The 13,622-nt window shown below is 47.9% G+C and carries 10 protein-coding genes; all 10 read left to right on the top strand.

Annotated elements, in window-relative coordinates:
• Positions 1-307 precede the first annotated feature (307 nt).
• Positions 308-982 carry a polysaccharide biosynthesis/export family protein gene (locus PJI16_11605; GenBank protein ID MDT3778201.1) on the top strand — a complete coding sequence of 225 codons (675 nt, stop codon included), beginning with the start codon at positions 308-310 and terminating at the stop codon, positions 980-982.
• A gap of 30 nt (positions 983-1,012) precedes the next feature.
• Positions 1,013-1,624 carry a polysaccharide biosynthesis/export family protein gene (locus PJI16_11610; protein MDT3778202.1) on the top strand — a complete coding sequence of 204 codons (612 nt, stop codon included), beginning with the start codon at positions 1,013-1,015 and terminating at the stop codon, positions 1,622-1,624.
• A gap of 67 nt (positions 1,625-1,691) precedes the next feature.
• Positions 1,692-4,049, top strand: a complete 2,358-nt coding sequence (locus PJI16_11615) for a hypothetical protein (protein MDT3778203.1) — start codon at positions 1,692-1,694, stop codon at positions 4,047-4,049.
• 258 nt (positions 4,050-4,307) lie between these two features.
• Entirely contained in the window at positions 4,308-5,369 is a 1,062-nt protein-coding gene (locus PJI16_11620; protein ID MDT3778204.1) for a TIGR03013 family PEP-CTERM/XrtA system glycosyltransferase, read from the top strand.
• Between the two features lie 442 nt (positions 5,370-5,811).
• The gene (locus tag PJI16_11625) at positions 5,812-6,636 is read left to right on the top strand and encodes a DUF3473 domain-containing protein (GenBank protein MDT3778205.1); all 825 of its coding nucleotides are present in this window, start codon (positions 5,812-5,814) and stop codon (positions 6,634-6,636) included.
• 456 nt (positions 6,637-7,092) lie between these two features.
• A complete protein-coding gene (locus tag PJI16_11630; protein MDT3778206.1) occupies positions 7,093-8,457 on the top strand; it encodes a hypothetical protein in 1,365 nt (454 codons plus the stop codon).
• Positions 8,458-8,906: 449 nt separating this feature from the next.
• On the top strand, positions 8,907-10,085 hold the full coding sequence (locus PJI16_11635) for a glycosyltransferase family 4 protein (GenBank protein ID MDT3778207.1): 1,179 nt from the start codon (positions 8,907-8,909) through the stop codon (positions 10,083-10,085).
• A 28-nt stretch (positions 10,086-10,113) separates the two neighbouring features.
• Positions 10,114-11,787 carry a glycerol-3-phosphate dehydrogenase/oxidase gene (locus PJI16_11640; GenBank protein MDT3778208.1) on the top strand — a complete coding sequence of 558 codons (1,674 nt, stop codon included), beginning with the start codon at positions 10,114-10,116 and terminating at the stop codon, positions 11,785-11,787.
• A complete protein-coding gene (locus PJI16_11645) occupies positions 11,784-12,590 on the top strand; it encodes a class I SAM-dependent methyltransferase (GenBank protein ID MDT3778209.1) in 807 nt (268 codons plus the stop codon). Before PJI16_11640 ends, PJI16_11645 begins: the two co-directional genes overlap by 4 nt.
• The gene (locus PJI16_11650; protein ID MDT3778210.1) at positions 12,590-13,579 is read left to right on the top strand and encodes an NAD-dependent epimerase/dehydratase family protein; all 990 of its coding nucleotides are present in this window, start codon (positions 12,590-12,592) and stop codon (positions 13,577-13,579) included. Before PJI16_11645 ends, PJI16_11650 begins: the two co-directional genes overlap by 1 nt.
• The last annotated feature ends 43 nt before the right edge of the window (positions 13,580-13,622 follow it).

Raw genomic sequence — 13,622 nt, forward strand, 5'->3', positions numbered from 1 at the left:
TTTTAATTTTTTTCTCTCAGCCTCGTTGCAGCCATGTGTGTGAATCACGCAATTGCAAGATTCTCGACTATTATTTAATTTTCATCCGCTATTCACCGATTGATAGTTTATTGAGCGGGTTCTGAATGCAAACCAGTGTGCTGATCAAGTTGAAAGTCAACAAAGGAAGTGGATTTAAGACGTACTGTGGCCTGTTTCGTCTATGAATTTGCCCGAATGATACCGTCATGGTCTTTGTGTCGATGAAGCGGTTAGAGCTTAACTTACAGGGGTGTGTGGAGAACTTTCACGGGGAATGAGGTGAGTTATGATGCAGAGTGTGTATCGTAGGAGTGTCCAGGTCTTCTTTCTGGTAACTGGTTTGTTGACTCTAAACCTTACCGGGTTGGCTTGTGCTGATTCAAACATGGGTTCAATATCCGAAGAGGCGAAACGAGCCGAAAGTCGTGCCGAAAAACGGGCATTAATTGTGATTGATGATTACATCATTGGTCCGGAAGACATTTTGGAAATCAGTGTTTGGCGCAATCCCGATTTGTCGAGAGAAGTGATGGTTCGACCCGATGGGAAAATTTCGTTGCCACTGATTGGGGATGTGAAAGCGGTGGGGCGCTCCACCTCTGAACTTCGCGATGACATTACGCAAAAACTCAAGTCCTATAAGGAAAATCCGACAGTGGCCATTGTGGTCAAGGCGGTGAATAGCTATTACTTTTATGTGCAAGGGGCCGTCGGAAAAATTGGAAAATTGCCTTTGTTAAGCCGAACGACTCTTATCCAGGCCATTACATTGGCGGGTGGAATGGCGCCTGATGCAGTGCGGAGTCGGATTACCATTTTTCGATTGGGAATGGATAACGAGGCACCTCAGAAATTAGTGGTCAGCTACGATGATATTATTTTGCGGGGGGCTGACAATGTGGAGTTAAAGCCCGGAGATACGATTGTCGTGCCTTCTGAGACCATGGTTCTGATTCCGTAAATACTCATTTTTTAGTTTGATTGAGGGCATATGAGGAATACCTTTCCATCCATAGGCAGCAAGGTGTGTATTCTCCTGATGGGTTTTCTGACCTGTATGGGGTGTTTAAAGCCTGACGTGGTTGTTTCACCAGGCCACCCTGAAGAGGGCTTTGTATTGGGTCCGGAAGATGTCATTGAAGTGATCGTCTGGAAAAACCCCGATTTGTCGAGGCAGGTGGTGATCCGGCCGGACGGAAAAATTTCTTTAGCCTTAATCGGTGATGTGGTAGCCAGCGGGTTGACGGCTGATCAGGTCGCCAAAAAAATTGCAGAAAAATTTAAGGCAGTAAAAGAAAATCCTTCGGTGTCTGTGAATGTGATCGAAGTCAATAGTTACTATGTCTTTATTGTTGGAGAAGTGGTGAAGCCAGGGAAATTGCCATTGAAATCCTATACGACGATCCTCCAGGCCATGTCGTTAGCCGGTGGATTTACCCAATTCGCTTCCCGAAATGACATCATTGTCGTTCGCACGGAAAAAGATGAAAAGGGGCATCTCATAGAAACACGTATCCCGCTTCGATATTCCGATCTTATTTCGGAGGATGGGGGAGTGTATAACATCACTCTCCGGTCGGGGGATACAGTCATCGTCCCGTAAATCAGGAAGCCGCTTAAAAACCGGATTGGCCAGGTAGATCCTGGGATCTCGCAATAGAAAGAATATCATGGGCTCCATGTCTGGTCCTACTGCAGCGCATAACAACACCGATCCTGCACTTATTGTCCAAAAATATCTCAAAGATTTTTGGGATTTGGCGGTTCGACGGAAGTGGTTGATTCTGAGTTTTGTCATACTGGGAATAGCCATTGGTGGAACTTTGGCTTGGCTGAAAGTGGATATGTATCGCTCGGAGACAGTCATTCTCATCGAACAACAAAAAATTCCTGAAAAATATGTCTCGTCCGTGGTCGGAGGCAGTACCGCCGACCGAGTGTCTACTATGACCCAGCAGGTGTTAAGCCGAACCAGTTTGCTGAAAATCATAGAAGAATTTCACTTATACTCTGACGATATAAAAGCCCGGGGGTATGAGGGGGTGATTGAGGCATTACGAACAAACATTCTGATTGAAACGAAGGGGAGTGGTGGGCAAATCGAGGCTTTTAACATATCGTTTGCGCACCGTGATCCGAAGGTGGCCATGAAAGTGACGGAAAGGTTGGCTTCTCAATATATCGATGAAAATATCAAGATTCGCGAACAATTTATTGAAGGGGCGATGGAGTTTTTGGACCAAGAGCTTATTTCGGCGAAAGAAGCCTTAGATCAAAAAGAAAAGGCCTTGTCGGAATATAGGATGAAGTATGTCGGGGAGTTGCCTGCCCAATTGGAGGCGAATTTTAGGACGCTCGATCGATTACAACTCGAAAAAACCCGGATTCAAGATTCCATGAATTCCATCAATACCCGGTTGGATCTGTTGGAAAAAACCATTTTGGATTATGAGGCAAATCCCGGAGCGGTCGCTAAAATCCCGGGATCCCTCCTTCCGGGGAAAACGGATCCCCTGACCCAGCGTTTACATGAGCTGACCCGTGAACTGGCGAAGTTGTCGAGTGAATACAAAGAATCCTATCCGGATATCATTTCCTTGAAGAAACAAATCAAAGATGCGGAGCAGCAACTGGCGAACCGCCCCATGGTGCGTGGAGGACAACAGACTCCTTCTGATCCCTATCTGGCCGAGCTGTTGAACACCAAGAAAGAATTAAATTCTCAACTCCCTCCGTTGAAATCACAGTTGGCCGATGTTTCCAAAAACATGAAAAACCTTGAGAAGCGCCTTGAGGACACGCCTCATCATGAACAGGCATTGCTTGCCCTTGAACGGGACTACGACAATATCCAGAGGCACTATCAACGCCTGCATGAAAATCGGATTAATGCCAGGATTTCTGAAAATCTAGATAAACGACAAAAGGGAGAGCGATTTCGTATTTTAGATCCGGCCAATTTGCCGACCAAGCCGGAGGGAAAGCCTCGGGAATTAATTGCGGTGGGTGGGTTTATTGTAGGGACCGGATTAGGCTTTGGACTCGCCTTTCTTTTGGATTTGTTATGGCCGACGTTCCGACGTTCGGAGGAAGCTGAAATATCTTTAGGGCTTGCCACCCTGGCCACCATACCCAGTTTTAAAATGGCTTACGGGAAATCGATGAAGATGGTGGCAAGTGAATTGGAAGCTCAGAATGGCTCCAATGGGAAGCACCTTGCATTGTCTCAGTGCGTCGATTCCCTGTTGAAAGGGAATGGTTCTGACACGGAAAAGGAGGAAACCGAAAGTGGGGCCTCTGGACACCGCCACAAAACCTTTCAGGAGGCGTTTCTCCCTCAGTTGAATTTAGTGACCAAATGGCGTCCTCAATCCATTGTGGCTGAGCAGTACCGGGTGGCCGCGACTCGGCTGGATCTTCTGGATCCCGGTGCTTCCAACCAGGTGGTGTTAATTACGAGTGCCATGAAGGGAGAGGGAAAAACCAGCACATCTGCGAATATCGCCTATACTCTGGCAAGGGATTTGAATGAGCCGACCCTCATCATTGATTGTGACTTTAAATGTCCGAATTTGCACAGGGTTCTAGGTTTAAATCAGGCGCCAGGTGTTGCAGAATATTTTTCCGGGACTAATCGGTTGTTGGAACCCTGTCTGCAAAAAATTCCTGATCTGCCGTTGTGGTGCATGACGGTGGGGGATGTTGGTCGGTATCCTGTTCCGCTTGCCAAGTTGCAAAATCTCTCTTCTATGTTAGAGATGATGACATCACGTTACCGGTTTATTATTCTCGACGCCCCACCCGTGTTGCCATTGGCGGATGTGAATGTCTTAAGCGGATTGGCTCAAGTCGTGTTGATGGTTGTTCGGTCCGGGGTCACCCCAAAGGATGCGGTGCAAAAAGCTGCTGAAATGATTCATCATGCAGGCCCCACAAGACTCGTGTTGACCGATGCTTGGACGCAAGGTGTGCCTTACTATGTGCGGCAAAGTTACATTATTCCTTATTCCTTGGGTAGCAAGGGGTAGAGATAGATTGTGGGGAAGTAAAATTTCCACGATGGGTCGTAGGCTGAATGTGAGAGATCCGGTGTGCGACGGGTGATTTTTATTTTGACTTCATTCGGATTGCCTGCTTAGTCGTCTTCCAGTCTGTTGTTGGAGACGTTGAGGCATGTGCTAGGGCATGAGGCTGCTTAAATACCTACCACCGGGTGTGAGACAAAGCAGGGAGGCTCAATCCAATATCCAACCAGGGCTTGACCGAGTATATTGAATGTGATGCTGATGAGGTGGACTCGCCTCGGATTGCTAAGGCTTTTTATGCGAAGTCAATGGAGGACGTATTTTTTTACATTGGCCCCAAAGCGGTGGCCCAAAAAACGTGTTCTCATTGTAGGGGATGGGGTTTTGGCCCAAGCCCTTGCGCGTGTCTTAGTGTTCGATCGATCCTACCGGTATGACGTCAAAGGGTTTTTGTCGAATAATCCTGCCTTGGTCGGAACTTCATTGGTCAATCCCATGGTTCTTGGGACGACCGAGCAGTTGTTTGAAGTCGTTGAAAAATGTGAAATAGAGACGGTTGCGGTCTGTGTAGAGGATCGTCGGGGAGGCTTGCCCCTGGATTCTCTTCTGGATGTAAAATCCATGGGCCTGGAGGTGATTGATGGACACCGCCTGTATGAAACTGAGTGTGGTCGCCTGTCGATTGATGAGCTCAAGCCCAGCTTTCTCATTTTTTCGTCAGGGTTCAGAAGAAAACCAATCGTTATGTTTCTTAAGCGTGTGGGGGATGTCCTCGGCGCGTTTCTGGGCCTGATTGCGTTAGCCCCCTTATTTGGTTTAATAGCCTTATTGGTAAAATCAGACTCTCCTGGACCGATCTTTTATCGCCAGACTCGAGTGGGACATCATGGGTATCCCTATGTCCTGTTGAAATTTCGTTCGATGCGAAATGATGCGGAGGCCCAAGGGATTCAGTGGGCGAGCCTGGGAGATGTGCGCGTGACGAAAACGGGGGCCTGGCTTCGAAAGCTTCGGTTGGATGAATTACCCCAATTGATTAATGTTTTAAAAGGGGATATGAGCTTGGTCGGCCCTCGACCTGAGCGTCCACATTTTGTGCAGGAACTGCGCAAATCCATTCCCTATTATGACCTTCGACACACCGTTCGCCCAGGAATCTCAGGCTGGGCGCAGATCTGTTTCCAGTATGCGGGGTCGCTGGAGGATTCGCATGTTAAATTGCAATATGATCTCTATTATGTCAAAAATCTCTCGTTATGTTTGGACCTACGAATCCTGATGAGAACCATTGGTGTCATGTTTACGGGAGAGGGTGCGCGATAAGCGAAATTGACAAGGAGTTCGCTGGACTTTTTTAGAATGACTCCACGTGATCAGCCTCGGGCAGTATTTCGTAAGGCATAACGGGTGAGGCGTGAAGAGTGTAATGGTAGTCGAATCTCTTCCTGTCATGCAGCACAGGCTGTTCCGGGCATCCATCTTTTAGTTTTATGAAACACGTGAGAAGTGAGGGGTAAAGGGTGAGACAAATGTGTTGGAGTTCTACATCGTAGATTTTCTCTCTCCAGCGTCACTCAAAAATCCCCTCCTACTTCTCTTCCTCTATTCCTATCACCTCCCGCTTTTCTGCCTCATGCTTTCAAGTTCCCACAGTTGAATCGTGAAGGATCCCTCGCAGCGCCACTCGTTCATCTTCAACGGACTTCAGTGTACCCTCCGATAAACCGAAAGGGTCTGAAAATATGTTAAAGGATGGACATTCATTATGATCCACGGGTTGAGCTTCGATATTGAAGAACATTTTCAGGTTGCTGCCTTTGATTGTGTGGCCCGCCGTCGCCATTGGGAGAGACATGAAAGCCGGGTAGAGCGTAACACTCATCTTATCCTGGATCTCCTGGAGAAGCAGGGGATTCATGCCACGATGTTTGTGCTGGGTTGGGTGGCCGAACGACACAAGGGGTTAATCAGGCGTATTGTGGAGTCGGGGCATGAATTGGCCTCTCATGGGTATGGGCACGAACTCATTACAGGGCAAACGCCTCAGGCGTTTCGGGAAGATATTCGCCAAGCCAAACATATTTTGGAAGATATTGGAGGGGTGCCCATCATCGGTTACCGTGCCCCGACCTTCTCGATTACGAAGGAATCGGAATGGGCCTTGCCGATTCTTGTAGAGGAAGGGTACCACTATGATTCCAGTATCATGGCCGTCGTGCACGATTACTATGGAATTCCTGGGGCCATCCCAACCATTCACACCATCTCCACCGATTCAGGGCCAATTTGGGAGGTGCCACCGTCAACCTGTAAATGGGCAGGGATGACCTTTCCGGTTGCAGGAGGCGGATATTTTCGTCTGTTTCCTTATCGGTTGCTCAAGCCACTCCTGCAGCGAATCGAATCACAGGGGCATCCGCTTATTATGTACCTCCATCCGTGGGAGCTGGACCCTACTCAACCCCGTATGAGGGGCTCCATGCTTTCAGAGTTTCGTCATTACTTGAATCTCGAAAAGGTTCATGGTCGTCTCATTCAACTCATTCAGGATTTTTCCTTCGGGCCGTATCGCAATCTCATTACCTCCTAATTCGTAGACGGTGCCTGTCAGGAAATCACGCGCATCCTCTATTTAATAATTTTTTTCGTGCTAAGGGGCATTAGTAGGGGACCTTTACATTTATTCCTCCAATTGTCTAACGCACCCATGTCCTTCCAATAGTAGGCCCACATCTTTATTGCAAATCTCCTTAAACCTTCTGAAGTGAGCCACAAATTAAGCCACCTCATCAGTTCTCGGGGGAAATAGTTGTTTCTCGTCGTGAACTGCAGTCAAGTCAGAAAGAATTTTTCATGGCCCAATATTGAGACTGAATTATTTTTGGACTTGTGGCTTATTTTTTCATCTTTTTGACCGATACATAACATTATGCACGGTTTTATCGGTTGTTTCCCTTGTATTGAGGTTGGGAGGCGACAGTGCCAGATTTTTGCAGGGCTTGGGGTAGTGTCTGTTTGACCAGATGAGGAGGATGTGATTTAGAACATGCGAAATCAAAACGTCTTTCGTCCAGGTATGGTTTTCCTTTGCTTGGCTATCGCTTACCCTTCGAGTCTCGTTTTAGCTGCTCTTACTCTGGAATCCTCCTTCAACCTTACTGAAACCTATACAGACAATCTATTTTATAATGATAAAGATAAAGAGGATGATTTTGGAACCTTAGCAGGCCCTAATCTTGAGCTGAGATATGACAATCCAGATATTGTGTTAGGTGCGACGTATTTCGGCAGGTTTGCGGCATTCGTCAACAATCCTGATCAAAATCGCTATATTCAAAACGCGAATATTCTGTTGGACCTCCCTTTCCTTACTAAACGATATAAGAAATTGATTGTGACTATTGATGAAACTATGAATTTTACTCCTCAATTAGATGCCTTCTCTTTGTCTGGAGCACAGGATGCTTCTACTACGTATTCTGGGAGAGGGGGAACAGATTCTGGAGGCACGGGAGGAACTGTGGGCGCCGCAGGAGGAGCTTTGGGGGGATCTGGAATTTCACAAGGAACCGGTGGCACCCAGGGAGTGTTTACTTCCCGAGCCAGTGCGTTTTCGAATATGTCCGGAATTACCGTAGGCTATGCCATGACGCCTTCGGTGACTCCGACTTTTAGCTACAAAAACCAGTACCTTCACTTTTTTTCCAGTGGTTTCCAGGATCAGTTGACACATATCGGAAGATTTGCATTGAGCTATGGGAAGTCTGAGCAAACCACGATCATCCCTTCCTATACCTATTTGCAAACAGACTATCTCGGCACACCGACCCAGGTCACCGTTTCGGATAAACTGATTTCTCACCAGCCTCGATTAACCATTTCCCATAACTTCACTCCGTTGTTGACAGGAGCTCTACAGGGCGGGGCCGCGTTTAGCAAGCAAATAGGTGCTAAAGAGACTCAGGATAATGGGGCAACCACCCAAGAGCTTTCTGATAAGTGGCAGAGCACATTTATTGGGGGGGCGACAATTACGAAAAGCTACCGAAACGGAAACATTTCCCTGAATGTGGATCAAACTATCGGGGGTGGTGGAGGGTTGGCCTCTCAAGAGACTCGCACACAAACCCTTACGGGAAGGATTCAACACAGCCTGAGCACAAAGTTAAATGGCTTTGCGTCTTTCGGTTACGCGAGGAACAAATCGACTCAAGACGGCAATGCCTTTGATACCAATACCTATCGGGTTCAGGGGGGAATCTCTTATGCCTTTCTGAACTGGCTTTCCGGCAATGTGAGCTACTCCCATATTAATCAGAAGTCCAAGGGCCTGGCGGTCGGTGATATTAAAGTCAATCAGGTCTTTTTTGGGTTGACGGCCTTTGCTGATCCTTGGGTGCTGATGCGATGAGGATGGGTCCAGAAAATGTTCAGAATTGGGACCAAAAAATCCTTTCGTTGCCAATCGCATCAAGCTTCATCCTGCCCGCACCATTCCTTATCCCATCAATATGCTCAATCGGTTGTCTGAATACAAATTCAGTGACCACGCCTCTAACCGCGCCCGCCTGTGGATTTGGTCATCTTCCTCGTGACAAATCTTCAATTCGTCTCGCGAATTAACCGATAGATTTCTAAAAGTGTTGTCTGGGTAACTTTAGGATTTTCTCTTTTAAACCTAGAACCTGTGGAAGGTTTGGTATTGGCAACAGGTAGGAATCCTAGTGGTCAAGTCATGGCTGAGAAAAATCCTGATCCCGATTTTCGTGAGGCTTAATCCCTCGGTAAGGAAACCCAGGTGTGAATAATCGTAAACATTCGCTACGGATTTCCTTATTAAGAATTTCATGAAAGTCTGATATGGATATTTTGCTGCTAGCACCCCATCCTTTTTATCAGGATCGAGGGACTCCCATTGCAGTCAATCTTGTCCTCAAGGTCTTATCCGAACGGGGGGATCACGTTGATGTGCTTACGTTCCACGAAGGAAGGGCTGTGGACTATCCAAACGTCAGTATTTACCGAATACCCGCATGGCCGTTCCTCCGCAACATTCGACCAGGATTTTCGTTGAAAAAGTTGCTGTGCGATGGATTGCTGGGCGTCAAGTTGATCTTGCTGCTTTGTCAAAAGCGATATCACCTGGTTCATGCTGTGGAAGAATCGGCCTTTATGGCGCTGGTGGTGAAGTGGATATTACGGATTCCCTATCTCTATGACATGGACTCTTCGTTGGCACAACAAATGATTGAGAAATATCCTCGTCTGGCTATTCTGTCCCAGGCATTCACATATTGCGAACGTCGGATCGTCAAGTCTGCCTCTGTCGTGCTGCCTGTCTGTGAAGCACTGGTCAAGAGAATTGAACCGTATCGCCCGTTAAAAGTCATACTCCTTGAAGATGTCCCCCTTCTTGGAGAATCGACAAATTCCTTCACAGCGGTGAACCAGGATCTGGATGTCCCAGGCATACGGATCTTATATGTCGGAAATCTCGAGGCCTATCAAGGCATCGATTTGTTGTTGGAAAGCTTTGCTCTGGCCTTGAGGGAGGTCTCACCGATCACGTTGTTTATTGTTGGCGGGGAAAAGGACGATAGAGATTCATATTACCGGAAAGCCGGAAAATTAGGTGTCGACGGCCACGTGTATTTCCTGGGGCCACGGCCTCTTGACCAATTATCTGTTTATCTTTCGCAAGCGGATATTTTGGTGTCGCCAAGAATCAAAGGCAATAATACTCCGATGAAATTGTATTCCTATCTCGCCAGTGGAAAGGCCGTCCTCGCCACAAATTTGATGACCCATACCCAGGTTATCAATCGGGATGTGGCCATGTTGGCCGACCCGACTCCGGAATTATTTGCTGATGGGTTGCTTCAGCTTATTCGGAACCGACCCTTGCGAGTGTCTCTTGGGCAGGCCGCGCAGAAACTGGTTGAGGAGAAATACAGTTATCCCGCATATCGCATGAAATTGAATGCGGCCTATGATCATCTCATGACGACCATACAACAGCCCTCCGAATCTATAACTTAGGTCGGACTTTCTATTTATTTTAGCTGCGATGTTGACCAGAAATTTACCTCGTTTAGCGAACGCCCGGTACGATGTCGCGGTGGTAGGCGGAGGAATTTATGGTGCCTGTGTGGCCTGGGATGCGAGTCTTCGTGGATTATCGGTGGTGCTGTTTGAGCAAGGGGATATCGGTTCAGGGACATCGGCCAATAGCTTAAAGATCATTCATGGAGGATTTAGATATTTACAGCATGGGGATGTTACGCGAATGCGGGAATCCATGCAGGAGCAAATGGCTCTTATGCGGGTTGCCCCCCATTTGGTTCATCCCTTGCCTGTCCTTATTCCCACCTATGGGCATGGCCTGCGAGGAAAAGAGGTTTTTGCATGTGCCTTAGCAATCAACGATCTTATCGGGTTTGATCGAAACCGATTGGACGACCCGCAAAAACATATTCCACGAGGACGAATTCTCTCCCGACGTCAGGTACTGGAGCTGTTGCCGAATATTCCTGAACATGATCTGACGGGTGGTGGAGTGTTTCATGACGGTATGGTGTACAACTCAGAGCGATTGCTTCTGTCATTTCTCCATTCGGCCGAATCAATGGGGGCGGAAGTGGCGAATTATGTCAAGGTGGTGGGATATCTCAAAACGAAGGATCAGATTCGTGGGGTAGAAGCTGAGGATCAGCTCTCAGGGGAGCGCTTTCAAGTCGAAGCCAACGTGGTGGTGAATGCGTGCGGACCCTGGTTGGATCAAACGGAAGACATGTTGTCTGATCGACCCGGATACCACAAGATCCCGTGGGTCAAGGCTTTTAATATTATTACCCGTCCATTGTTCTCTTCCTATGCGGTCGGGCTGGCGGCCAGAGAAGTCTATTCCGATGACCGAGCTCTGCTGAAAAAGGGGAAACGATTGCTCTTTATGGTGCCCTGGCGTGATTGTTCCCTCATCGGAACATCCTATCGCTCCTATGAAGGCAAGCCGGATGAGTTCAGGATTTCCGAGGAAGATATTCATGAATTTTTGGAGGAGATTAATCAGTCCTATCCCCACGCGGCTCTCACGATGGAAGATGTGGCCATGGTCAATGGCGGATTGCTCCCTGGAGCGAAGGCGGAGTCTCGTCGAAGAGATATTCAACTGGAAAGTGGAGTTTACATCCGTACAAGGGAAGATGTGGGCGCGCGAAATGTTATCTCGCTGGTGGGGGTGAAATTCACAACGGCACGAAGAGTGGCCGAGCATGTGGTTGATCGGGTGTTTCGGGTGTTGGGCAGAAATCCATCACCTTCACAAACGGCTATAACTCCTCTTTATGGAGGAAATATTGGCAGGTTTCAGGAATTTTTAAATCAGGAAATGAAAAGTGCACCAGGGAAATTGAGTCAAAAAACTGTACATCGCTTGATTCACAATTATGGGTCTTCTTATCGCATGGTACTTCAGTATTTGCCTGATTCGGGCGAGAGAAACACCTCCGACGGGTCAGAATCTATGGAGATTCTCCAAGCAGAAGTCCGGTATGCCTTGCGGGAGGAAATGGCCCAACGATTAAGTGATGTGGTTTTTCGCCGAACAGAGTTAGGGACGGCTGGTTATCCAGGCGATATGGCCCTGGATTTGTGTGCGGATATTCTTTCCCAAGAGTTGGGATGGAGTGAATGCCGGACCCTAGAGGAGTTGGCCATGGTGCGAGGTCGGTATCCGGGATGAACAGGACGAAACACGCAGAGCCCATATGGCCCTTGCGACTCTTTAAAAAATCCGTCTTGAAACAACGGAAATACAAAGAACTCACCGAAGCACTTGGCGAAACGACGACATTACACTGTCTGGATATTGGCGCGGATAATGGTGTGATCAGCTATCTGCTTCGTCAACGGGGAGGACAGTGGAAAAGCGCGGACTTGGATCAAACCACTGTGGAAACGATTCAAGATTTGATTCAGGAGCCGGTGTTTCAGATTGATGATCGTCCAACACCATTTGCCGACAATGAATTCGACCGTGTGGCCGTGATCGATTTCCTTGAACATATTCACAATGATGAGGCCTTTATCCGTGAGCTGCATCGGATTGTGAAGCCTCATGGACGAGTCGTTCTGAATGTGCCGCACATAAAACCGACTCTCCTCAGAAAAATTCGATTGGCCATTGGCCAGACTGATGAAAAACATGGGCATCTCCGCCCGGGATATACCCTCGGTGACATCAATCGGATACTGGGCGATCATTTCCAGGTGGTATCGGAGAAGACCTATTCCAAATTCTTTTCAGAATGTATCGATACGTTGATCACGTTTGCGTTTGATCTCCTGAAGAGAGGGAAGCGGACTTCTGCGAAAGGGCTGGTGGTGACCGGGAAAGATCTGAAGCAATATCAAAAAATGTTCACCATGTATTCATTGCTCTACCCGATTATTTGGACGATCTCGAAACTTGATACCGCCTTATTTTTTACGAGTGGATACATGCTTTTAGTGGTTGCTCAAAACAAAAAGGATGCAAACGCGTAATGGGACGAGTCATGGTCACGGGCGGAAAAGGGTTTTTGGGGACCCATCTTGTCAGGCGGTTACTCGCAGACGGTCAGGAGGTTCGGGTCTTTGCGCATCGGGGGAGCAAGCAGGGTGAGGCCTCGCCAGCCACTACGGGGTGTGAAGTCATATGGGGGGACATCCGTAATCTCCAGGATGTGGAGCAGGCCGTGAAAGGAGTGGAGAAAATATTTCACTTGGTCTCCAACTTTCGAAAAGGGGGATCGGATAAGACCGATGCCTATGCCGTGAATGTCGAAGGGACAAAGAATGTGCTCGGTGCCGCCAAGAAATATGGGGTTGGTCGGGTGGTGCATTGCAGTACAATCGGCGTCCATGGGGATGTGCAGTCGATTCCGGCTCATGAAGAAACCCCGTTCAACCCCACGGATTTATATCAGGAAACGAAGCTCCTGGCGGAACAGTACGTGTGGAAATTTCATCAGGAAACAGGGTTGCCCATTAGCGTCGTTCGACCGATTTCTCTGTATGGGCCGGAAGATCTTCGAATGCTGAAACTGTTTCGCACCATAAAAAAGCGACAGTTTATCTATATCGGGCAAGGCAATGTATTTTTTCATCCCGCCTATATTGATGATGTGATTGAAGGGTTTCTGCTTTGTGCATCACATGAGAAGGCCGTAGGTGAAGCGTTCATCATCGGAGGAGATGGATACCTTCCCTTACATGACCTCGTGGATCGCATTTCCGCGCAACTTCAGGTTCCTGCCCCGAGTATGCATATTCCCCTTAGGCCCGTGGAATGGCTTGCCGGTCTCTGTGAGTCGGTCTGCACCCCACTGGGAATAGAACCTCCTCTGCACAAACGACGGGTGAGTTTTTTTAAAAACAATCGGGCTTTTTCCATCGAAAAAGTCAAACGCGTGCTTGGCTATGCTCCACGCGTATCCTTAGAGGAAGGGCTGAAACGAACCATCCGTTGGTATGAGGATCATGGACTCCTCTAAACGTTGCCCATGGTCCATATCAAGAATCTACGGGGATCTCTAA

The sequence above is a fragment of the Nitrospira sp. MA-1 genome (assembly GCA_032139905.1).
In the GTDB taxonomy this organism is placed as follows: Bacteria; Nitrospirota; Nitrospiria; order Nitrospirales; family UBA8639; genus Nitrospira_E.

Excerpts from the sequence above, each read along its gene's own strand:
- PJI16_11605 (MDT3778201.1), top strand. The coding sequence starts at position 308 with ATGATGCAGAGTGTGTATCGTAGGAGTGTCCAGGTCTTCTTTCTGGTA.
- PJI16_11610 (MDT3778202.1), top strand. The coding sequence starts at position 1,013 with ATGAGGAATACCTTTCCATCCATAGGCAGCAAGGTGTGTATTCTCCTG.
- PJI16_11615 (MDT3778203.1), top strand. The coding sequence starts at position 1,692 with ATGGGCTCCATGTCTGGTCCTACTGCAGCGCATAACAACACCGATCCT.
- PJI16_11620 (MDT3778204.1), top strand. The coding sequence starts at position 4,308 with ATGAGGTGGACTCGCCTCGGATTGCTAAGGCTTTTTATGCGAAGTCAA.
- PJI16_11625 (MDT3778205.1), top strand. The coding sequence starts at position 5,812 with ATGATCCACGGGTTGAGCTTCGATATTGAAGAACATTTTCAGGTTGCT.
- PJI16_11630 (MDT3778206.1), top strand. The coding sequence starts at position 7,093 with ATGCGAAATCAAAACGTCTTTCGTCCAGGTATGGTTTTCCTTTGCTTG.
- PJI16_11635 (MDT3778207.1), top strand. The coding sequence starts at position 8,907 with ATGGATATTTTGCTGCTAGCACCCCATCCTTTTTATCAGGATCGAGGG.
- PJI16_11640 (MDT3778208.1), top strand. The coding sequence starts at position 10,114 with ATGTTGACCAGAAATTTACCTCGTTTAGCGAACGCCCGGTACGATGTC.
- PJI16_11645 (MDT3778209.1), top strand. The coding sequence starts at position 11,784 with ATGAACAGGACGAAACACGCAGAGCCCATATGGCCCTTGCGACTCTTT.
- PJI16_11650 (MDT3778210.1), top strand. The coding sequence starts at position 12,590 with ATGGGACGAGTCATGGTCACGGGCGGAAAAGGGTTTTTGGGGACCCAT.